Origin of the sequence: uncultured Fibrella sp., from assembly GCF_964250085.1 — a bacterium.
In the GTDB taxonomy this organism is placed as follows: Bacteria; Bacteroidota; Bacteroidia; order Cytophagales; family Spirosomataceae; genus Fibrella.
In genome coordinates this window covers 240441-261938 of record NZ_CAXUEC010000009.1, presented here as the reverse complement: position 1 = coordinate 261938, position 21498 = coordinate 240441, and the positions used below count along the sequence as shown (strand labels likewise).

Genomic DNA, 21498 nt, shown 5'->3' with positions numbered 1-21498 from the left:
CCCCCGGCCCCTCCCCGTCAGGGAGGGGAGCAATGCTCCGCCAGTTAGCGAAGCTGCTCTAGAGCGGCTCCCCTCTCTAACGGAGAGGGGCCGGGGGTGAGGTCTTTTTATGAACACACAGCGCAACCTTTTCTGGGGCCTCACCTGCATCACGCTTGGCGTGTTGTTTCTGGCCCGCAACTGGAACCTGTTTCCAATGCCCGACTGGCACTTTGTGCGCACGCTCTGGCCAATCCTGCTGATTCTGGGCGGTATTGCTCTGATTCTGAGAACCTCTACACCGCTTATGTCGGTGATTGCCACAGGTATTCTGGCCGTTGCCCTTCCCTTCTGGCTATTTAGCTACATGGGTCGGCACCGCCACTATGGGGAAGATCGCGATATTTCGATGCGCTTCGACCCGCCTTCGCCACCCTCACCGCCTAGTCCGCCCAGCCCTCCGTCAATGAGCATGGACGATGATGACGACGACGATAACGAGGATGATGACAATGACGACCGCAATCATACATACCGTAACCTGAAATCGGGCTCGTTTATGGAAGATATGCCCAATCCAGCACCCGCCGAGGCCCGGTTTGTACTGGAAGGTGGTGCCGCTAAATTTCGGATGGACGATACGACGCCCAAACTGATCGACGCCCGCACCAAGGCTATAAACCTCTATAGCATGAGCATTGACCGGAACACGGCGCAGATACCTACGGTTCGGCTATCGCCTGCGAAAGGAAGCGACGGGAACATCCGGCTGTTCGATAACGACGATGATAGATCCGACTTTGGGGAGGTACTGGTGAAACTGAACGAAAGCCCACTCTGGGACATGCAGATGGACTTTGGAGCCGGAGCTGCTGAGTTCGACCTGACTCGCTACGCGGTAAAAACGCTGAAAATTGAAGCGGGTGCCGCCAGCCTCGAACTGCGCCTGGGCGACAGAGCCGCCACATCGGACGTGAAAATTTCGTCGGGAATGGCATCGGTGAAAATCCGGGTGCCGAAATCAGCGGGTGTTAAGATCACGACCGACGGTGGCCTGAACTCGACCGATATCGACGACGATTTTGACAGGGTGGGGAACAACACGTACCTGAGCCCCAATTACAACGCATCGACCAAAAAGATCACGATCCGCTACGACGGTGGCCTGTCGAGCCTCAACGTATCCCGGTATTGAGCTGACCTGCAAGATTATCCTATCCTGCCCTTTCCTACAAAGCCGCTCTGCTGAACAGCCGGGCGGCTTTTCTGCGTTCTATCATTATCCGTAAATCTTTATTTCTTTTGTAGTACACGCAACACCGAGCCCCGTTTGGTGTTTGTACATAATTGCCCAAGCAGACCATGAAAGAGATTACCAACATCCTGACCGCCTACCAGAACATGGACCCGACCCGCACCAAAGCCGCGTTGGCCACCGTGGTGCGGGTAGAAGGATCATCGTATCGGCGAACGGGCGCGCGGATGCTCATCATGGACAATGGCGTGTGGGTGGGCGGAATCAGTGGTGGGTGTCTGGAAGGCGACGCGCTGAAACGGGCCCGGCTGGCAATGGCGCAGGCCAAACCCACGCTGGTGACCTACGATACCACCGAAGACGATGCCTACCAGATTGGTGTAGGTCTGGGCTGCAACGGCATCATCGACGTGCTGATTTCACCCATCGACGCTACACAACCAACGGCTATCGACCTGCTGAAGGCCTGTGTAAGCAGCGCCCGACAGACACACATTCTGTTGACCATCACCCAGTTATCTGGCGAATTCAACGGACTTTCTATAGGCGGTATGTATCGGTATACCGGTACCGGAAGCCTGTCCATTTTTGGCGATGATACAGTTACCGCTGCGCTCGACGAGGTTATTCGTAGGTACGTTGCCAAAGGTAAATCGGCCCCGGCTCGCCTCGATTTGCCCGACGGTCGGCTGCTCGAAATATTCGTGGAAGTGATTCCGCCGGTGCCGCACGTGGTGGTGATGGGTCAGCAGTACGATGTGTACCCGCTGGTTCGTCTCATCAACGAACTGGGCTGGCAGGCAACGGTCGTAGCCAATCCGCAGAAGGTGACGAAGGCATTTTTCTCACAGGCGAATGCGCTTGTTCCTCCCGCCGAATTCGACACAATCGCCATCGACGACCAGACCGCCTTTGTGCTGATGGCCCACGATTTCAACACCGACCGGGCCAACCTGCCTAAAGCACTGGGCACGAAAGCCCCGTTCATTGGCGTACTTGGCCCGCGTGTACGCACCGAGCGGATGGTGTCGGAACTGGCGGCGGAGGGCGTTTTTATCAGCCTCGAAGAGCGGGTTCACGCGCCGGTTGGCCTCGATATTGGGGCCACCTCACCGGAAGAAATCGCCCTGTCGATTGTGGCCGAAATCAAGGCCGTGCTGTCGGGTCGCGATGGCTCGTCGCTTCGCCTGCGGCAGGCCCCCATCCACGAACGCGAATAGGGAAATGCCATTAGGTGGTCATTAGCCTGCGGCGTCATTAGTTGAAAAACGATAAATGACCATTAATAACACCGCAGGCTAATAACCACCTAATGACAGCGAAGCGTAATGACCACATAATGACGCCGCAGGCTAACGACTATGAAGTACCCCATCTATCTGGATTATAACGCCACCACGCCCGTTGATCAGCGGGTGCTGGACGCAATGTTGCCGTACCTGACTACCCACTTCGGAAATGCGGCCTCGCGTACGCACGTCTTCGGGCTGAAAGCCGAGGAGGCCGTTGATAAGGCCCGTCGGCAGGTGGCGACGCTGATTGGTGCCTTGCCCAACGAACTGGTATTTACAAGTGGGGCGACCGAGGCAATTAATCTGGCCCTGAAAGGTACATTCGAGGCCAACAGCCACCGGGGAAATCATATCATCACGGTCGCTACGGAACATAAAGCCGGACTGGATACGTGTCAGCATCTGGAACAACTCGGCACCGAAGTAACGTACCTGACACCGGATGCCGACGGACTGATCACACCACAACAGGTAGAAGCCGCCATCCGTCCGGGTACGTTGCTGGTGTCGGTGATGCTGGCCAACAATGAAACGGGGGTTATTCAGCCGCTGAAAGAAATTGCGGCGGTAGCCAAACAGCATAACGTGCTGGTACACACCGACGCCACGCAGGCCGTGGGTAAGCTGCCTATCGATCTGGCCGACCTGCCCGTTGATCTGCTCAGTTTTTCAGGTCATAAACTCTACGCGCCAAAAGGGATCGGAGCCTTATTTGTCCGGCAAAAAACATCGCTAATTGCCCAGCAGGATGGGGGGAGGCATGAGCGTGGCCGGCGGTCGGGGACCTTAAACGTACCGGGCATTGTGGCGCTGGGCCAGGCTGCTCAACTGGCCGGTACACTGATGACCGACGAGGGCAGTCGGCTTGCTCACCTGCGCGATACACTTGAGGCGGGCATACGTGCGCAACTACCCGACGTACAGGTAAACGGCAGCACCGCTCACCGCCTGCCAAACACGGCCAATCTGGCGTTTGCCCAGGTAGATGGCGAAGCTCTGTTGATGAGCCTGAACGACATCGCCGTATCAAACGGCTCGGCCTGCACCGCCGCCTCTACCGATCCATCACACGTATTGAAAGCGATGGGCCTGTCCGATGAATTAGCGTACAGTTCGGTACGCTTCAGCCTCGGCCGATTCACCACCGACGCCGACATTGAGCAAGCAATCAGCCATGTAGTGCAGGCCGTCAGGCAGTTACGTAGCGCGGACTTCAGTCCGCATTTTACACACTGACAAAAAAAGTCATCAGGAATTCGTATCGCATTGCCTTCGCAGGCTGATTTTTTCGATCATACTTGTGAACGATCCTATCAAGTTTACTTTTTTTTGGCGGTTGCCTGTAAAATATCATTAAACACTGGTATAATTATACTTTGTCAGCTAAGGCGGCCGGGAGCCGTCTCGAAAGCGCAAGTATAAGACCATGCAACTCACTGGTTCCCACGTACTAAATGCCCCTGTGTCCAGGCTCTGGACCATGTTGATGGACGCCGACACACTGGCGCAGGTTGTGCCGGCGGTATCCAGGCTGGAAAAAACCGCTGAAAACGAATATCTCGCCATTGCCGAGCTAAAACTTGGCCCCGTCAGTGGGTCTTTCTCAGGCAATCTGTCGCTATCCGACATTCGCGAAAACGAAGGCTATAAACTGCACGTAAAGCAGACCAGCAAGATTGGCAATGCCGACGCGGTGGTGGCTATTTCGCTGAAATCACTCAGCGATACCCAGACAGAAGTGTCTTTCGATGGTGACGCCAAACTCTCCGGTCTGCTTGCCCGAACGGGTCAGCGCGTCATTTCCGGCGTGGCCAACACCCTCACCAAACAATTCTTCTCGAACCTGGAACAAGCGCTGGAACAACAACCGGCTTAACGTCTTCTGATTACCCCTAAATCCCCTGAAGGGGACTTTGCGCTGCTTATCATCAATTTGGTAAAACAGCGGAGCCAAGTCCCCTTCAGGGGATTTAGGGGTAATCAGAAGACACACACTAAATCTCCTATATCCTTATGCAAATTAACCTTACAGTGAACGGCAAGGCCCGAAACGCGGACGTTGAAGACCGGACCCTGCTTGTCGATTACCTCCGCGATACCCTCCGCCTGACGGGCACCCACGTTGGCTGCGACACCTCATCCTGCGGGGCCTGCACCGTGCACGTCGATGGCGTAGCGGTGAAATCATGTACGCTGCTGGCTGCTCAGGCAGATGGTTGCCAGGTCACGACTATTGAAGGGCTGGCGCAGGCTACCGGCAACACAAACGGCCAGTTGCACCCGTTACAGGAAGGCTTCAAAGAGTGCCACGGCCTGCAATGTGGGTTCTGCACCCCCGGCATGATCATGACCTCCGCCGACCTGCTGAAACGTAATCCGCACCCATCCGAACACGAAATCCGGGAGGCGCTTGAAGGAAACATCTGCCGCTGTACAGGCTACCACAACATCGTGAAAGCCATTCAATGGGCCGCCGACCATACCGCCGCCCCCCTGCTCGCCGATCATCATGTCTGGACGAATGAAGTAGCAACGCCTGAGGCAGTTTAAAAATGTCTTCAGTCCACTGTCTTCGCGGTACGCCGCCCGGTCCTCTGTTGCGCTGCTAGCCTACGTACCTGGTTTTAAATAGCAACGCAACAGAGGACCGGGCGGCGTACCGCGAAGACAGTGGACTGAGGGCAGTAAACTTTAAAAAATATGAGCAATAAATTCATTGGCCAGTCGGTTAAACGGCTGGAAGACAAGCGGTTCATAACCGGAAAAGGCCGGTACACCGACGATATTGTGCTGCCGGGCATGTTGCATGCCCACTTCGTTCGCAGCCCCTACGCTCATGCCCGCGTTGTCGCTATCGACATGACCGAGGCCAAAGCGATGCCCGGTGTGATCGCCATTTATACCGGCGACGACGTGAAAGAACTCAACGGTGTGCCCTGCGGCTGGCAGGTAAATTTCCGCAATGGTGAAACCATGCGCGAACCTAAACACCCGATGCTGATTGCCACCGGCGATACCGTCAAACATGCCGGTGATCCCGTGGCCATTGTCATTGCCGAGACCAAAGCCATTGCCACCGATGCCGCCGAGTCGATCATGGTGGAATGGGATGACCTGCCCGCCGTAGCCAGTCCCGCCGATGCACTCAAGCCCGACGCCCCGAAAGTACACGAGCAGTTTCCCGACAACATCGCTTTCGACTGGTCGCTGGGCAACCCCATCGAAGAAGTAGATGCAGCCATGGCTGGTGCGGCCCATATAACGACGCTTGACTTTGTAAATCAGCGTGTTGTGCCCAATGCGATGGAGCCACGCAGCTATATTGGTCAATATGATGAGGTGTCTGATAAGTATACGCTGTATACCTCGACCCAGAACCCGCACCTGATCCGGCTGCTGATGTGCGCGTTTGTACTGGGCATTCCCGAACATAAAGTCCGCATTGTGGGGCCGGATGTAGGCGGCGGTTTTGGCTCAAAAATCTACCATTACACCGAAGAAGCACTCGTTACCTGGGCCTCGAAACAGATCGGGCAACCCGTAAAGTGGACATCCGATCGGTCGGAAGCGTTCCTGCTCGATGCCCACGGCCGCGACCACGTGACGAAAGCCGAAATGGGTTTCGACGCCGGCGGAAATATCGTGGGCCTTCGCATAAAAACGGTGGCTAATCTGGGCGCGTACCTGTCCACGTTTGCGCCCGCCGTGCCAACGTACCTGCACGGAACGCTGCTGCAGGGCCTCTACACAACGCCGAAAATCAACATCGACATGACCTGTGTGTTTACCCACACGGTTGCCGTCGATGCGTATCGGGGTGCCGGTCGGCCTGAAGCAACGTACCTGCTGGAACGCCTGATGGACCTGGCCGCGCTCGAGATGGGTAAAGACCCGGCGCAACTGCGGTTCCAGAACTTCATTCCGCCCTTTGATGGGGTTACGCAGCCCGGCTACCAGACGCAGGTGGCCCTGCAATACGACTCCGGCAATTACCATCCTGTGCTCGAACGGGGGCTGGAAATGCTGGGCTATGATGATTTCCGTGCCGCTCAGAAAGAAGCGGCCAAAACGAATAAGCTGCTGGGCGTTGGATTCTCCACCTACGTGGAAGCCTGCGGTATTGCCCCGTCGGCTGTTGTTGGGGCTCTGGGTGCGCGGGCCGGTCTCTACGAATCGGCGCAGGTACGGGTGCAGCCAACGGGCAAGGTGAGCGTGTTTACCGGGTCGCACTCACACGGACAGGGACACGAAACAACGTTTGTTCAGGTGGTGGCCGATAAACTGGGTATTCCGATGGAAGACGTCGACCTTGCTCACGGCGATTCTGATGCGCTGGCATTTGGCATGGGTACGTATGGCTCGCGGTCGCTGGCTGTGGGTGGATCGGCTATCATGAAAAGCATCGACAAAGTGCTGGAAAAAGGCGCTAAAATCGCTGCCCATAAGCTCGAATGTGCCGAAGGTGATCTGGAATACGCTGAAGGTAAATGGACGGTAAAAGGCACCGACAAGTCGATCGCTTTCGGTGACGTCGCCCTGACCGCCTACGTACCCCACGTGTACCCGGCGGGCCTCGAACCTGGTCTCGACTTCTCGAGTTTCTACGACCCTACCAACTTTACGTATCCGTTTGGCTGCCACATTGCGGTGGTCGAAGTGGATAAAGAAACGGGCAAAACAACGCTGAAACGCATGATCGCCGTCGATGATGTGGGTAACGTGATTAACCCGATGATCGTGGATGGCCAAATTCACGGCGGACTGGCGCAGGGGATTGGTCAGGCGATGCTGGAAGGCACGATTTATGACGAAAATGCCCAACTGACCAATGGCACCTACATGGACTATTGCATGCCCCGCGCCGATGATCTGCCATTCTTTGAGACGGACCGCAAGGTAACGCCCTGCCCCCACAACCCGCTGGGCGTAAAAGGTGCTGGTGAAGCCGGTGCCATTGGATCAACGCCATCGGTGGTCAACGCCGTCATCGACGCGCTCTGGAGCGGTGGCCATCAGGTGAAAGACATTCTCATGCCATTAACCCCCGAGCGCGTCTGGCGGGCCATGAACTAAATTAATTTCGGATGTAGGGTTTGGGATTTGCGCTGCAAGAGAACGTACTCAGGCCAGCGCAAAGCCAATCCAAAATCCAAAATCCCAAACCCCAAATCCATGCTAACATACCCTTTTCAATATAAACGAGCCAGTAGTGTAGCCGATGCGGTGGCGTTGCTGGCCGAAGGCGGCAAAGCCCTGTCGGGTGGGCACAGCCTGATTCCGTCCATGAAACTGCGGCTTAGTTCCCCGGATACCCTCGTCGACGTAGGTCGGCTGACGGAACTGAAAGGCATCACCATCGACGGAAACGAACTGGTGATCGGTGCCGGTACAACCCACGGCGACATTGCCTCATCGGCGCTGGTGAAACAACACCTGCCCATGTTTGCCGAAGGAGCCAGTCAGATCGGTGATCCGGCGGTACGCAACCGGGGCACTATTGGTGGCGCACTCGCCCACGCTGACCCGTCGGCCGACTGGCCCGCGATGATACTCGCCGCCGATGCCACCCTCGTTATGCAAAGCGCACGAGGCAGCCGGTCGGTGAAAGCCAGCGAATTTTTCACTGGCATGTTCAGCACGGCACTGGCCGAGGATGAACTACTAACCCAGATTCGCGTGCCAGTAGAAGCCGGCGTCAGGATGACGTACCTGAAGTTTGCGCAGCCTGCTTCGCGATATGCACTGGTTGGGTGCGCCGTGGCCAAATCGGCGACGGGTCAGGTACGTGTCGCCTTCTCAGGCGTGGCCGACACGCCCTTCCGCGATACCGCCGTTGAGCAGCAACTGGCCAGTGGACAACCGGCCGGAGCTGCCGCCAGCGGTCAGCCAATCATGTCAGATCATTACGCCTCCGAAGAGTACCGTCAACACTTGGCCAACGTCTATCTCGGCCGCGCGTTGGCAGCAATCGCTTAACTTACTGTCCTCCGTCCTCCGTCTTCTGTTGCGCTGCTACGTAAAACCAGGTACGTAGGCTAGCAACGCAACAGAGGGCAGAAGACGGAGGCCAGGAAACTTTCTCTCATGCCCCAGCACACCCGCGAGTCGATACAAACGTTACTGGAAAATCAGGGTTACCAGACCGATCCGCAGGTGGTGATGTCGGTGTTTCTGGCTATGCAACTCAACAAGCCGTTGCTCATCGAGGGGCCAGCCGGAGTAGGGAAAACCGAGATTGCCAAAGTAATGGCGCGGGCACTCAACACAGATCTGATCCGGTTGCAATGCTACGAAGGGCTCGACGCCAGCCACGCCCTGTACGAGTGGAACTACCAGCGGCAATTGTTGCATCTGAAATTGCTGGAAGTCACGAAAGACACGACCCGTAACGTACCTGACGGTTCATCAGGTACGTTGCAGGCACAGGAAAAGGCACTTTTCTCAGATGAATTCCTACTGAAACGGCCACTTTTACAGGCTATTACCCATCATAAAGCACCGGTGCTGCTGATTGACGAAGTAGACCGTGCCGACGAAGAATTTGAAAGCTTTCTGCTCGAAGTGCTGTCCGACTGGCAGATCACCATTCCCGAAATTGGAACGATTCGTGCCACACATATTCCCTATGTGGTGGTGACGGGCAACCGCGTCCGTGAACTGTCTGAAGCCCTGCGTCGCCGCTGCCTTTACCTGTACATCGACTACCCCGACTACGATAAGGAGTTGAGCATCGTGCTTGATAAAGTGCCCGGAATAGACGCCCGTCTGGCCAGACAACTGTGCGCGTTTATGCAGGCCCTGCGGCAGCTACGCCTTGAAAAAACGCCCGGCATCGCCGAAACCCTCGACTGGGCAATGGCCCTCGCCGCCCTTCACTTCGATCACCTCGACAAGGCCATCATCGAACAAACCCTTGGCGTGGTGCTGAAAGACTGGAAAGATGTTCGCCACGTTCAGCTTTCGCTCAGCGAGTTATACGAGCAGACGGGTATCGTCTCGAAGTGGGATAATCTGTAGAAAACCTAAAAACCGTCAACGTAATGAAAGGATTTAGCTAAATTCCTTCATTACGTTGACGGTTTTAACTTTATGATTTCGCGCCGCACCAGTTTATCCCACAACATCGTTGCGTTTTGCCGGTTTTTGCGGGTGAATGGGCTGGAAATTGGCCCCGACGAAGAAGGTACGGCCCTGCTGGCACTGGCTTATATTCCGGTGGGCGACCGGGTGGCGTTTCGGCTGGCTCTACGGACGGCCCTTTGTCGGCGGGCGCAGGATCTTGAACCGTTCGACCAGTTGTTTGCCCAATACTGGAAAGAACTCGAAAAAGCGGTTGACTCAAAAACGAAAGACGATCCAAACCGGAAGCGGCCGGCGCCTAAAGCCGGGGCAGCGTTCAACCAGTTGAAGTCGTGGCTATACGGCAACAAGCCCACCGAAGAAGCTGAGATAGCTACCTACTCCATGCAGGTTTCGCTGACCCAAAAAGACTTCTCCGCCATTCCCGCCGACGAACTGGCGGACGTGATGCAGCGCATCCGCGACCTGTCGCTGGCAATGGCACGGCGCGCGAATCGGCGGCACCGGAAAACAGCCGCCCGTCGCCAATTTGACCTGGCCCGGACCTTGCGTAAAAGCCTTCGCCGTGGTGGTGAACTGATCGAAATTGCCTACCGGAAACCGCGCAAAAACCACCTCAACGTAATTATTGTGGCCGATGTAAGCCAGTCGATGGATCTGTACAGTACGTTTCTGATCCAGTTTATGTACGCCTTCCAGACGGTTTACCGGCGCATCGATACGTTTGTGTTCAGTACCGACTTGCACCGCATCACGCAGACGCTGAAAAATCGCCCGTTCAGTGAGGCGTTGCAGCAACTCTCTGCAACGGTAACGGGCTGGGGCGGAGGTACGCGCATTGGTGCGTCGCTACACACGTTTGCCGACGAGTACCTGTCGCTGGTTGATAAGCATACGCTCGTGCTGGTGCTCAGCGACGGTTGGGACACCGGCGACGTTTCTCTGCTGAGTGATAGCCTGCTCCGCATCCGGGCAAAAGCTAAAAAAGTAATCTGGCTGAATCCGCTGGCGGGTAATCCCTCCTTTCAGCCCACTGCCTCCGGCATGCAGGCTGCCCTGCCCCACATCGATGGGCTTATTCCCGCCCACAACGTCGACAGTCTCCGCCAGCTCGGCCGTTGGTTGTAGGTACGTTGCCCTGATAAGCTACGCTGACTGATGAGGCAATAGCTCATCGGGGTTTCACCCCGTTGGGCCGTCAAGCCGGCGCCGGGCAAACGTACCCAGATACAATTAGCCTACTAGCCCACCGGGGTTCCACCCCGGTGAGATATTACCTCTCATTAACTAGACGAGGTAAGCCATTCCTGAGAAACCGGCTGATCTGGCCTGTCAGGGAATCTTCAAAAAATTATAAATATAATTTAAAAAGTAGGAAGACCATGCAATAAGGGCAAGTGAAGAGAAATGCTGTAAAATTTATAGTTACCGATAGTTACGTATTTTGGACAAATGCTATTTGACCAATACTAATTTTGAATAATCTAATAAAATAAGAATTTTGTGTATGTATGTTAAGAATGTTTAGTAGTTTCAATTTTAAGTAATTTTTAATAACGGATTACCCGACCCCGTCAATTCATCTGAATTCAGTCGTTAATGTGCCTGCTGTATCGCAAACAGCTACCGGATCTGTACTACTTACTTATTGAAATAGTTATACTTAATCTTTGCTTAAATACAACCCCTATGAACAGACTGCTATCCATCGGTTGCTACATAGCGCTCCTGCTAAGTTGTAGCTTTCGCATCGTTGCTCAGGATCGAGCTTTGACTGGCCGTGTTCTTTCCAAATCGGATGGAGCAGGCCTGCCCGGCGCCAACGTCATCATTAAAGGCACAGATCGTGGCAGCACCACCAACGCAAATGGCGAGTTTACGTTGAACGTGCAGCCCAATGCTACGCTGGTAGTCTCCTACATTGGCTACAAGCCGACCGAACTGGCCGTTGGAAACAACACAACGCTGTCGATCACGCTCGACGAAGATGCGTCTATTCTGGGCGAAGTAGTGGTAACCGCCCTGGGCATCACCCGCGAGAAAAAAGCGCTGGGCTATTCGGTGCAGGAAGTAAGCGGTAAGCAATTGACCCAGGCCCGCGAAACGAACCTGGCCAACTCCCTGTCGGGCCGGATCGCGGGCGTGCAGGTAACCGGCTCCAACGGCGCGCCCGGTGCATCATCACGGGTGCTGATTCGGGGTTCCAACTCAATCGGCAGCAACAACCAGCCGCTGTTTGTGGTGGACGGGGTGCCAATCGATAACAGCAACATTGGCTCCGGTACTGCCGTGGATTACGGTAATGGAGCGGCATCGATTAACCCGGACGATATTGAAAATATAAGCGTTCTGAAAGGCCCGAGTGCGGCTGCGCTTTATGGCTCTCGCGGGGCCAACGGCGTTATTCTGATTACGCTGAAAAGTGGTAAAGGGTCGAAAGGAATTGGTGTTGCGGTTAATTCCAATACCACTTTCGACACGCCATTTCGCCAACCGCAGTGGCAGAATGAGTACGGTCAGGGTGCTAAAGGCACGTTTAAATATGTAGACGGTCGGGGAGCGGGTATCAACGATGGCGTCGATGAGAGCTGGGGACCAAAACTGGACGGTCGCCTCATCGAGCAGTTCGATTCGCCCATTGTCAACGGCGTTCGGCAGCCAACGCCCTGGATCGCGCATCCCGACAACGTGAATCAGTTTTACCAGACAGGACGTACCCTGACCAACAACGTATCATTGACCGGCGGCAGCGACAAAGGCGATTTCCGCATGTCGTACACCGAGTTGAGCCAGAACGGGATTCTGCCCAACACCGACTATCGCCGCCGCACCGTCGCCCTGAACGCAGGCTGGAACCTGACGGACAAGCTGAGCATTCGCGCTACCGGAAACTACGTCAATGATGGCAGCGATAACCGCACCAACTGGGGCCTGTACTTCATCTGGTTTGGCCGGCAGGTCGATATGGAAAGCCTGAAAAATTACCAGGCTCCCGGCAGCATTTATCAGTACAACTGGAACGACAACTATTGGACAAACCCGTATTACCAACTCAATGTAAGCGCCCGCGAAAACGCCAAAGACCGGTTGTTTGGCAATGTAGCCGTAACCTACAAGTTCACGCCCTGGCTGACGCTGACCGGTCGCTCGGGGACCGATTTCTACCAGGATCGGCGCAAGACCAAGAACGCTGCCCGTACCTCGAACCTGTTCGACAGCTACAACGAAGACTTGATCTTTGTGCAGGAATCGAACTCGGATTTCCTGCTGAACGCTACCCATAAATTCGGTGAGTTCGACGTGACGGCCAATGTGGGCGGCAACCACCGCGCCAACTTCACGCAGCGCAACTACACGGGCGCTACCGAATTGGCCATTCCCCGCGTCTGGAACATCGGTAACTCCCGGCAGCGGCCTGTCACCGATGGCACCATGTACTCGCGCAAAGTCATCAACAGCGTATACGCTTCGTCGAACATCGGTTTCCGCAACTACCTGTTCCTCGACCTGACCGTTCGGAACGACTGGTCGAGCACATTACCGGCCGATAACCTGTCGTACTTCTACCCATCAGCGGCGGTGAGTGCGGTATTGACAGACATATTCAAGGTGAATTCGGATGTGTTATCGTTCGCAAAACTGCGCGCTGGCGTTGCCCGGGTGGGTAATGATACCGATCCGTACAACCTGCTGCAAACCTACAATTATGCCAATGCCTGGGGTTCAACGCCATCACTAGCCGAAAGCAATGCCATGCTGAACGCGGCGCTCAAACCTGAATTGACCGATTCGTATGAAGTGGGGGCCGAAGTGAAATTGTGGAACAACCGCGTGGGCGTCGACGTGACCTACTATGATAAGCAATCGTACAACCAGATTCTGAACGTCAATATCTCCAATGCAACGGGCTTCTCGTCGAAACTGCTGAACGCGGGTCGGCTGCAAAACCGGGGCGTAGAAATTCAATTGACGGGTTCACCCGTAAAAACGGGCAATTTCCAGTGGGATGTAGCGGTAAACTGGGCGCGGAACCAGAACAAAGTGGTTGAACTGGCCGAAGGGCTGGATACCTACACGCTGGGCAGTGTTCGGGGTATGACCGTCGAGGCACGGATTGGACAGCCTTACGGCACGTTCTTCGGGCAGGGTTTCCTGCGCGACCCGGTCGGCAACATCGTCTATGACAACAGCGGCTATCCCCGCGTCGATCCGGTTCGGCGGATACTGGGCAATTTCACCCCCCGCTGGATTGGCGGTTTCCAGAACACATTTACCTACAAAAACCTGTCGCTCAGCACGCTGATCGATGCTAAAGCGGGCGGCGATATTTTCTCGCAAACGATCAACATCGGTCGTTACACCGGTGTGCTGGCCGAAACGACACTTGGCCGCGAAACAGGTATTGTTGGGCCGGGCGTTGTGAATACCGGCACGGCCGAAAACCCGGTATACGTACCCAATACCAAGTCGATTTCGTCGGAAGAATGGCATCATAAATACTACCTGCTGACCAACAACGAGAACACTATTTTCGACGGCAGCTACGTGAAACTGCGCGAAGTTCGGCTCACCTATCGTCTGCCGGGCAAAGTGTTTACCCGCCTGCCCTTCCGCGATATTACCATCTCGGCCGTAGGTCGTAATCTGGCGCTGCTGTACAGCAACATTCCGCATATCGACCCGGAAACTAGCTATTACAACGATGGCAACTTGCAGGGGATTGAAAACGGACAAACACCGTCGACGCGCTCCATCGGTTTCAACGTCAGCTTTAGCCTATAAACTCAGACAGTCACTCCCGAATCATGAACCGTATCATTCATTCGTTCCGATATAAAGCACTGACAGCCAGTTTATTGCTGGGCCTGTCTGCCTGCACCGGCGAGTTTGCCGAAATCAATACCAATCCCAATACCCCCACCAACGCCTCGGCCGACCTGTTCATGCCACACGGCATTCAGACCGCCGTTGACGCCTATACAGGCGGATCATTGGGCATGGATGTTGGGGATGGGTTTTCGCAGCACTGGGCCCGAATTCAATACACCGATATTGACCAGTACACCGTAACCAACGACGTGGCGAACACGGGCTGGCAAACGCTGTACATCGAGTCGATGGCTGATTATCAGCGTATTTACAAGATCGGCCAGCAAACGGGCAACAACAACTACCAGGCGGTTGCCGTCATTCTGAGGTCGTGGGCCTTCTCAGTGCTGACCGATGTGTACGGCGATATTCCCTACAAGCAGGCGATTCAGGGCCTGGAAGGCACATTGCAGCCTAAATATGACGCGCAAAAAGATGTATATGCTGGCCTCGTTGCCGAGTTGAAAGCAGCGGGCGAACAGATCGACGTAGCCGATAAAAGCAAAGCGATCGGCGGCGACATCATGTTCAACGGCGATTTGACGAAGTGGCGGAAATTTGCCAACACCCTTAGCCTGCGCATATTGAACCGGATGCTGGGTAAAACCGATTCGCCCATCGATGCAAAAACGGAGATTGAGCGCATCCTGAAAGATCCGGCGAAATACCCTACGTTGGCCTCGAATGCAGATAACGTTCAACTCGTCTACCTGTCGGCGGCACCGAGCAACAACCCCGTTAACGAAAACCGTAAAACGCGCGATGACCACCGCATTGGGGCTACACTGGTAAACAAAATGAAAGCGTTGGGCGATGCTCGTCTGGCTGTTTATGCCAATGCTCCGGCCGACGGCGGTGATTATGTCGGCGTACCCAACGGGCTGGCGGCTTCCGATGCCAACTCGCTGGGCTTGTCTAAAACCTCGAAAGTGGGTAACTACTTCGTGGCGGCAACTGCGCCGGGTGTGCTCCTGAGCTACGCCGAATCGCTCTTCATCAAAGCTGAATTTGCCTACAAAGGCATTACTGCGGCCGGTGATGCAGCTACTCTATACGCCGATGCCATTAAAGCATCGTACGGTCAATATGGCCTGACGCCTACGGCAACGTACCTGACCACCAACGCCTTCAAAGGGGGTACGGCTGGCTACACGCAGTTGATGGAGCAGAAATGGATCGCCCTGTATGGTCAAGGCGTTGAGGCCTGGACCGAATTCCGCCGCACGGGTATTCCCGCCCTGACGCCCCCCGCCCTGAACACCAACCTGAACGTGATTCCGACCCGCCTGCCGTATCCGGGTTCGGAAGAATCGCTCAACCGCGTCAACTACAACGAAGCCCTGACCCGGCAGGGTGGGCAGAATACGATGCGCCTGAAGTTGTGGTTTGCTAAGTAATTGATTCGTAGGGGTAGATGCTTTGCGAGTTAGGTTGCTTTTGCTCTAGGCCCTTCGACTCCGCTCAGGGTGACAATCTTGAGTGAGCCTGTCACCCTGAGCGGAGTCGAAGGGCCTAGAGCCAAAGCAACCTACAGCGCGAAGCATCAACCCCCAACCCACATACAACCATGAAAAACCAGTTATATACGGCGGCGTGCCTGGCATTGCTCGCTTTCTCCGCGTCTGCGCAAAATGAGGCGGCGCTCTTGAAAAAAGCGCATAAAATTCACGACAAAGCCTTCACCGTTGATACCCACGCCGATACGCCCATGCTGCTGTCGCGGGGTGGTTTCGACGTCACGAAAGACAACGACGCCCGCAAGACGAACAGCAAAGTGGATTACCCGCGCATGAAACGTGGCGGCCTCGACGCCATCTTCTGGGCCGTTTATCTGGGGCAGGGACCACGGACGGCCGAAGGGCACGAGACGGCGAAGAAGAAGGCACTGGGTATTTTCGATGCGGTTCATACCACCCTTAAAAACACGGCGTCGGAAGCAGCCCTGGCTACCACGCCCGACGAAGCCTACCAGATTGGGAAGACCGGCAAACGGGTCATTTTCATTGGCGTCGAAAATGGCTACCCAATGGGGCACGACCTCGCGCTGCTGAAGCAATTTTATGATCTCGGTGCCCGCTACATGACGCTCTGTCATTCCAGCAACAACGACATCTGTGACTCATCTACGGACCCGAAAGGAGCCGAGTACCAGGGCTTAAGCCCATTGGGCGAGCAGGTTGTGTCGGAGATGAATCGCCTGGGTATGATGGTCGACGTGTCGCACGTATCCGATTCGACGTTTTATGACGTGGTACGGTTATCGAACGTACCTGTCATCGCTTCACATTCGGGAGCCAGAGCGATCTGTGATCACCCACGTAACCTGACCGACGACATGTTGCGGACACTCGCTAAAAACGGCGGTGTGGTGCAACTAAACTTGCTGAGCGATTACATCAAAACCATTCCCGCCAGTCCGGAACGCGAGGCGGCAATGAAAACAGTGCTCGACAAATGGGGCGTAAAAGACCGCCGGGCGTTGATGGGCGCAATGAGCAAACTATCGGAAGACGATCAGAAAAAGGCTCGCGCCGAACTCATGGAGGTCAACCAGAAGTATCCGATTCAACTGGCTACGGTGAAAGATGCCGTTGATCATATCGACCATATCGTAAAGATGATCGGTATCGACCACGTCGGTATGGGCGCTGATTTCGACGGTGGCGGCGCACTCGCCGATTGTTTCGACGTGAGTCAGTACGAGAACATAACCATCGAACTGGTCCGGCGCGGCTACTCGAAGAAAGACATTGAGAAAATCTGGAGCGGCAACTTCTTTCGGGTCATGAAAGCTGTGGAAAAGGGCAAATCCAGAGCTAGAGAGCTAGCCAGCACGTGATTACGCTACTTACCCAGTGCTACGCGTTCAGCGCCTAGAACGGCCAGCGTTTTTTCGTGTTGCAGGTACGTGATCACAGCGCCATTGGCTGGGTCGAAATTGGCTGGAACCGCTAACGTGACTTGTCCACTTTCGGTTGCGCGGACGGTCGTAAAGGCTCGAACTACGTTATTATGCGTCAAGGTTTTACCCGCGTTTTCACCCCGGCTAACGACCGTACTGACCGTGTTGCTCACCAGCGCGACGTTTAAAACGGCGCCCGCCAACGTACCTGCGAGCTTCGTATCAACCACCACCGACTGCCCTTTCTGCGTCGCCTTCACCTGAATCATAACGGGCACTGGCTGGTTCAGGGCATCGGCCAGCAAACTGGTTAATCGAGCGCGGTTTGAACCGACGAATTCCTGTTTGCCGTTCAGAACGGCCTGCGGCGTATACACGGTTTCGAGGCCAAGCTGACGGGCATATTGCCGTTGCCGGGCCGTAAACCGCGCATCGCTGAACGGGTCGCGCCAGCCAAGCCGATCCCAGTAGTCGACGTGGAAAGAAAGGGCATAGACTGGTTGCCTAGCTGTTGCGGCTTTGTCGGCCGTTTCCATCAAAAGCCGGTCGGCGGGCGGGCAACTCGAACAACCCTGTGAGGTGAATAATTCGATCACCGCCACCGGATGATTTGCCGTAGGTACGTTCGTTGCCGACAACGTGAAAGCAGCGGCCGCGCTTATTATCAATAGGTTGAGTTTCATTGTGATTTGTTGTTTTAACGAAATTGGTGAGTTGGGTTTCGTTGGTTGCTGTGTGGCTTCGCGCCGTGGGTCAGCAACCAACGTACCTAGAGCCCAACGTGGTAATCGTAGCCGCGCTCGGCCCAGAAATCGCGTGGGCGATCGTCGGCGAAGGTCATGGTGCCGATTCGTTTAAGGTTCTTGACGCCATATTTTACCGGAATAATAAGCCGCAGGGGAGCGCCATGTGGGCCTGTCAGCGGTTCACCGTTCATTTCGTAAGCGAGTAACGTCTGCGGGTGCATGGCACTGGCAATGTCAAGGCCAACGTAGTAGCCCTTGTCGGGCGTTTCCATGCCCAGGTAGTTGAAATAATCCGCCTCGCTGGCTGCTGGCTGACCGGTTCGGGTGCCTAGCTTGTAATGCGAAATCAGATCGGCCAGACGAGTGCCGCCCCAGTGCTGAATCTGGCTCCAGCCTTCCACACACTTAAAATCGAACACCAGTTCTTGTTTCGGTAAGGCTTTGATCTCATCCAGGGTGACAATCATGGTTTCGCGGCCAGGTTGCTGAATCTGTAGCTGCCAGGTTGCCGGGTCAAGTTCGGTGCGAATGCCCTCGCGTCCGTTGATACGCACCGCTTTGGCGGCCTGCTCAACGGCGAAGGTGGGTGCCAGGTGCTGATTCGAAAAATAGGTGTTGGCTACCTGTTCATTGCTATTCAGAATAGCACGTAGTGGTTTTAGAATACCGGCTTCTTTGGGTTGTGAGGTAACATATTTCCAGATGCCCACCGGTAACAGGCTGGCCAGTCCGAAAAGACCAAATGCTTTCAGTGTACGGCGGCGAATTTGCTGCTCTGTCGTGAGTACTTCACGCTCAGGCATCTGCGGCGTTTGTTCGTTCGTCTCCATCGGTTTATGCTTTTTCATCGACCACATCAAAACCCGTAATCATGCTCCGGAAGTTGTTCCAGCCCGCTTTTACCACCTGCGCAATGTGGACTACGAAGAACAGGACGTACCCAACCGTCAGGGCAAAATGCAGAAGGCGGGCCATTTCGTAGCCGCCAAGTATAAAGGTTAGCCAGGATAGTTGTGTGGGCTTATAAATGGCTAATCCGGTGAGCAACGAGCCAATGCCCATCACAATAATGCTGCTGTAGGCAATACGCTGGGCGGCGTTGTATTTCTCGACCGGTAGCGGCCCTTTCCTGATGCCAAGGTCATGCAGCACCACCTGCCAGGCCTCGCTGAACGACCCCCGTTTGGGAAACAAATAGCGCCATTCGCCTGAAAAAAGCGTATAACCCACGTAAAGGATGCCGTTGATGGTGAACAGCCACATCAACGCAAAGTGCCACGACATGCCTTCGGCCAGCCGTTGTTTCAGATGCAGCCCCTTAAAGAACCAGTCCGGAAAAAAGGTGACCAGCGTGAAACTGCCAATCTGAACTTTGTAAGGATGGTACGCCCAGTAGATCAGTAACCCGCTCCAGATCATGACGGCCAGCACCGGGAAGTTGACCCAATGGAACCAGCGGATGGCCAGCGGATGCTTGTTTTCAACAATTCGTTTCATAGGAATGTAACGCGGACGCCTAGTCCGCTTTTGCTGATCTAAAAAGCGGACTAGGCGTCCCCGACTAAAGTCTGCCTTACGTGGCTTTATCTATATTCGTTTTTCAGCCGACGGTGGTTTGCGTAAGCCAAGTCGTACACGGGGCTGATGCCCTATATGACTTGGGCCAGGCTGAACAGCCTACAAGATAGCATTTTAGCGAATCAGGTACGTAGGCGCAAAAAATAACCCCGGCTTCATGGTTGAAACCGGGGTTAGTCGAGTCTGGCTGTAGATGTGTTAGTCCTGATTGCTGTTTAGCTTCTCCAGTAACTGCCGCGTAAAGCTGCGTTCGGCTTTGTACAATTCCTGCAACTGAGTAGGGCTGATCACCTTCAGGAACTTGGGCATGTACTCATCGTCAAGTTCGCCGATTTTCTGCTTGGCATTGTTCAATTCTTTCAGATTAGAAAGAACAGCCGCATCGTTAGGAGCAATTCCTTGCCGCGAGTTCTCACCCGTCAACTGACGAACCTTCCGATTCAACTCCTTCTTCTTGCCGTTGTACTCGTTATAAATAGCCCAGAACTGAGGGGCCTGTTCGGTGGTGAGGTTGAGGCGATTCGTGATATAGCCAATCTTTTGCGACTCAATCTTCTGCATGTCGCTCTGCGCCATTACGCGGCCCATGGATACGGTCGTCAGCAACAGGAGAGCCAATATTAAGTGTTTCATAGGTGTGTTCTATAAGAATCAGGAGCCAGTGTTCGTGAGTTCGTCGCTAATGTCCTGCGATTCCAGGTGCTGCCGAATCGCGTCGGATTTAATGTCGAGGTACTTAAGTGACGCTGATTCATCATCAGCCGTAGCGGTGTTCGTCTGAAGTGCCGTAAGTTCATCGGGGTTCAATCCCTGTTCGTCGAGGTACGCGACAATAGCTGCATCACTCACGCCACTCAACTGATCGCGACCGATCGAGTCCTGCCGTTGGGGCCAGGTAAGCCAGACGAGCGTAGCCACCAGGCCAGCACCCGCCAGCGTAGCCATAGACCGGCCCCACGACCAACTGATAAGCGGATTGGCTGGTTGCGTCTGATGCGCTACCCGGGCCTGCACCCGTGAAGCGAGCGAGTCAAAATATCCGTCGGGCACCCCAGCACCTACCGCCTCAAATGGATGTTGGCGCAGGGGATGCCCCGCGTCGATTTCCTCAAGCCGTATTGGTTGTTTACTGTTCATACTTCTTTGATGCTCAGCCCGCGCCGGGGTTTAACGGTTGGTTAAAAAATCCTCAATCTTCTTTACTGCCAGGTGATACGATGCCTTCAATGCGCCTACCGACGTACCTGTAATTTCCGAAATTTCTTCGTACTTCATATCGTCGAAGTATTTCATGTTGAATACAAGGCGCTGTTTATCAGGTAGTTTAAGCAGCGCTTTCTGCAACGCAAGTTGTACCTCTTCGCCGCTGGGGTCATTGCCCGACGTGACATAGTCGGCGTTACTCTCCAGCTTTTCCATCAACTCGCCTTCCACGTCGCCGATGGGCAAAAAGAACCGTCGCCGCTTTTTATTCAGGAAGTTCAGGCATTCGTTGGTCGCAATGCGGTATATCCACGTATATAACTGACTGTCACCCCGAAACTGTTCCAGACTCGCCCATACCTTCACAAACGTATCCTGCACCAGGTCGTCGGCGTCATCATGGTCGATCACCATCTTCCGAATATGCCAGTATATCTTCTGCTGGTACTTTTTTACCATCAGATTAAAAGCATAGTTCCGGCTCGACGGATCGCGGTATTTTTCGAGTAGTTCCTGGTCAGTCATTCAAAATGCGTCTAACGTTCAAAGGTTCAAGGCTTAATGTTGCGTTGCCAATCAACCTTGTGGGTGAAA

The 21498-nt window shown here is 54.7% G+C and carries 18 protein-coding genes; 12 read left to right on the top strand and 6 right to left on the bottom strand.

What is annotated here, in order from left to right:
- The first annotated feature begins 109 nt into the window (after nucleotides 1-109).
- The 12 genes from ACFE8Q_RS24105 (at nucleotide 110) to ACFE8Q_RS24050 (ending at nucleotide 17314) form a co-directional block, all read left to right on the top strand.
- The gene (locus tag ACFE8Q_RS24105) at nucleotides 110-1174 is read left to right on the top strand and encodes a LiaI-LiaF-like domain-containing protein (protein ID WP_375447998.1); all 1065 of its coding nucleotides are present in this window, start codon (nucleotides 110-112) and stop codon (nucleotides 1172-1174) included.
- A gap of 167 nt (nucleotides 1175-1341) precedes the next feature.
- Nucleotides 1342-2454 (top strand): XdhC family protein, encoded by a 1113-nt coding sequence (locus ACFE8Q_RS24100; RefSeq protein ID WP_375447997.1) that lies wholly within the window; start codon nucleotides 1342-1344, stop codon nucleotides 2452-2454.
- 141 nt (nucleotides 2455-2595) lie between these two features.
- Nucleotides 2596-3762, top strand: coding sequence for a cysteine desulfurase family protein (locus ACFE8Q_RS24095; protein ID WP_375447996.1), 1167 nt, complete (start codon nucleotides 2596-2598; stop codon nucleotides 3760-3762).
- A 190-nt stretch (nucleotides 3763-3952) separates the two neighbouring features.
- Nucleotides 3953-4402 carry a CoxG family protein gene (locus tag ACFE8Q_RS24090; protein ID WP_375447995.1) on the top strand — a complete coding sequence of 150 codons (450 nt, stop codon included), beginning with the start codon at nucleotides 3953-3955 and terminating at the stop codon, nucleotides 4400-4402.
- A 137-nt stretch (nucleotides 4403-4539) separates the two neighbouring features.
- Nucleotides 4540-5076: a (2Fe-2S)-binding protein gene (locus ACFE8Q_RS24085; protein ID WP_375447994.1), complete on the top strand. Its 537-nt coding sequence runs from the start codon at nucleotides 4540-4542 to the stop codon at nucleotides 5074-5076.
- 150 nt (nucleotides 5077-5226) lie between these two features.
- Nucleotides 5227-7599, top strand: coding sequence for a xanthine dehydrogenase family protein molybdopterin-binding subunit (locus ACFE8Q_RS24080; protein ID WP_375447993.1), 2373 nt, complete (start codon nucleotides 5227-5229; stop codon nucleotides 7597-7599).
- A gap of 99 nt (nucleotides 7600-7698) precedes the next feature.
- Entirely contained in the window at nucleotides 7699-8502 is an 804-nt protein-coding gene (locus ACFE8Q_RS24075) for an FAD binding domain-containing protein (protein ID WP_375447992.1), read from the top strand.
- A 108-nt stretch (nucleotides 8503-8610) separates the two neighbouring features.
- Nucleotides 8611-9543, top strand: a complete 933-nt coding sequence (locus ACFE8Q_RS24070; RefSeq protein WP_375447991.1) for an AAA family ATPase — start codon at nucleotides 8611-8613, stop codon at nucleotides 9541-9543.
- 72 nt (nucleotides 9544-9615) lie between these two features.
- Entirely contained in the window at nucleotides 9616-10734 is a 1119-nt protein-coding gene (locus tag ACFE8Q_RS24065) for a VWA domain-containing protein (protein WP_375447990.1), read from the top strand.
- 561 nt (nucleotides 10735-11295) lie between these two features.
- Nucleotides 11296-14388: a SusC/RagA family TonB-linked outer membrane protein gene (locus ACFE8Q_RS24060; RefSeq protein WP_375447989.1), complete on the top strand. Its 3093-nt coding sequence runs from the start codon at nucleotides 11296-11298 to the stop codon at nucleotides 14386-14388.
- 23 nt (nucleotides 14389-14411) lie between these two features.
- On the top strand, nucleotides 14412-15872 hold the full coding sequence (locus ACFE8Q_RS24055; RefSeq protein ID WP_375447988.1) for a SusD/RagB family nutrient-binding outer membrane lipoprotein: 1461 nt from the start codon (nucleotides 14412-14414) through the stop codon (nucleotides 15870-15872).
- Nucleotides 15873-16042: 170 nt separating this feature from the next.
- Entirely contained in the window at nucleotides 16043-17314 is a 1272-nt protein-coding gene (locus tag ACFE8Q_RS24050) for a dipeptidase (RefSeq protein WP_375447987.1), read from the top strand.
- A gap of 5 nt (nucleotides 17315-17319) precedes the next feature.
- Here ACFE8Q_RS24050 and ACFE8Q_RS24045 read toward each other — a convergent pair whose 3' ends face one another.
- From ACFE8Q_RS24045 to ACFE8Q_RS24020, 6 genes are all read right to left on the bottom strand, one after another.
- Nucleotides 17320-18060 carry a DUF1223 domain-containing protein gene (locus ACFE8Q_RS24045; RefSeq protein ID WP_375447986.1) on the bottom strand — a complete coding sequence of 247 codons (741 nt, stop codon included), beginning with the start codon at nucleotides 18058-18060 and terminating at the stop codon, nucleotides 17320-17322.
- 86 nt (nucleotides 18061-18146) lie between these two features.
- The gene (locus ACFE8Q_RS24040) at nucleotides 18147-18953 is read right to left on the bottom strand and encodes a molybdopterin-dependent oxidoreductase (protein WP_375447985.1); all 807 of its coding nucleotides are present in this window, start codon (nucleotides 18951-18953) and stop codon (nucleotides 18147-18149) included.
- 4 nt (nucleotides 18954-18957) lie between these two features.
- Nucleotides 18958-19620 (bottom strand): cytochrome b/b6 domain-containing protein, encoded by a 663-nt coding sequence (locus ACFE8Q_RS24035; protein WP_375447984.1) that lies wholly within the window; start codon nucleotides 19618-19620, stop codon nucleotides 18958-18960.
- A 279-nt stretch (nucleotides 19621-19899) separates the two neighbouring features.
- Nucleotides 19900-20334, bottom strand: coding sequence for a hypothetical protein (locus tag ACFE8Q_RS24030; RefSeq protein ID WP_375447983.1), 435 nt, complete (start codon nucleotides 20332-20334; stop codon nucleotides 19900-19902).
- 18 nt (nucleotides 20335-20352) lie between these two features.
- The gene (locus ACFE8Q_RS24025) at nucleotides 20353-20838 is read right to left on the bottom strand and encodes a hypothetical protein (RefSeq protein ID WP_375447982.1); all 486 of its coding nucleotides are present in this window, start codon (nucleotides 20836-20838) and stop codon (nucleotides 20353-20355) included.
- A gap of 30 nt (nucleotides 20839-20868) precedes the next feature.
- Nucleotides 20869-21429 carry an RNA polymerase sigma factor gene (locus ACFE8Q_RS24020; RefSeq protein ID WP_207328498.1) on the bottom strand — a complete coding sequence of 187 codons (561 nt, stop codon included), beginning with the start codon at nucleotides 21427-21429 and terminating at the stop codon, nucleotides 20869-20871.
- Nucleotides 21430-21498 lie beyond the last annotated feature (69 nt).

Coding starts and splice junctions, on each gene's coding strand:
- ACFE8Q_RS24105 (WP_375447998.1), top strand. CDS start 110: ATGAACACACAGCGCAACCTTTTCTGGGGCCTCACCTGCATCACGCTT.
- ACFE8Q_RS24100 (WP_375447997.1), top strand. CDS start 1,342: ATGAAAGAGATTACCAACATCCTGACCGCCTACCAGAACATGGACCCG.
- ACFE8Q_RS24095 (WP_375447996.1), top strand. CDS start 2,596: ATGAAGTACCCCATCTATCTGGATTATAACGCCACCACGCCCGTTGAT.
- ACFE8Q_RS24090 (WP_375447995.1), top strand. CDS start 3,953: ATGCAACTCACTGGTTCCCACGTACTAAATGCCCCTGTGTCCAGGCTC.
- ACFE8Q_RS24085 (WP_375447994.1), top strand. CDS start 4,540: ATGCAAATTAACCTTACAGTGAACGGCAAGGCCCGAAACGCGGACGTT.
- ACFE8Q_RS24080 (WP_375447993.1), top strand. CDS start 5,227: ATGAGCAATAAATTCATTGGCCAGTCGGTTAAACGGCTGGAAGACAAG.
- ACFE8Q_RS24075 (WP_375447992.1), top strand. CDS start 7,699: ATGCTAACATACCCTTTTCAATATAAACGAGCCAGTAGTGTAGCCGAT.
- ACFE8Q_RS24070 (WP_375447991.1), top strand. CDS start 8,611: ATGCCCCAGCACACCCGCGAGTCGATACAAACGTTACTGGAAAATCAG.
- ACFE8Q_RS24065 (WP_375447990.1), top strand. CDS start 9,616: ATGATTTCGCGCCGCACCAGTTTATCCCACAACATCGTTGCGTTTTGC.
- ACFE8Q_RS24060 (WP_375447989.1), top strand. CDS start 11,296: ATGAACAGACTGCTATCCATCGGTTGCTACATAGCGCTCCTGCTAAGT.
- ACFE8Q_RS24055 (WP_375447988.1), top strand. CDS start 14,412: ATGAACCGTATCATTCATTCGTTCCGATATAAAGCACTGACAGCCAGT.
- ACFE8Q_RS24050 (WP_375447987.1), top strand. CDS start 16,043: ATGAAAAACCAGTTATATACGGCGGCGTGCCTGGCATTGCTCGCTTTC.
- ACFE8Q_RS24045 (WP_375447986.1), bottom strand. CDS start 18,060: ATGAAACTCAACCTATTGATAATAAGCGCGGCCGCTGCTTTCACGTTG.
- ACFE8Q_RS24040 (WP_375447985.1), bottom strand. CDS start 18,953: ATGGAGACGAACGAACAAACGCCGCAGATGCCTGAGCGTGAAGTACTC.
- ACFE8Q_RS24035 (WP_375447984.1), bottom strand. CDS start 19,620: ATGAAACGAATTGTTGAAAACAAGCATCCGCTGGCCATCCGCTGGTTC.
- ACFE8Q_RS24030 (WP_375447983.1), bottom strand. CDS start 20,334: ATGAAACACTTAATATTGGCTCTCCTGTTGCTGACGACCGTATCCATG.
- ACFE8Q_RS24025 (WP_375447982.1), bottom strand. CDS start 20,838: ATGAACAGTAAACAACCAATACGGCTTGAGGAAATCGACGCGGGGCAT.
- ACFE8Q_RS24020 (WP_207328498.1), bottom strand. CDS start 21,429: ATGACTGACCAGGAACTACTCGAAAAATACCGCGATCCGTCGAGCCGG.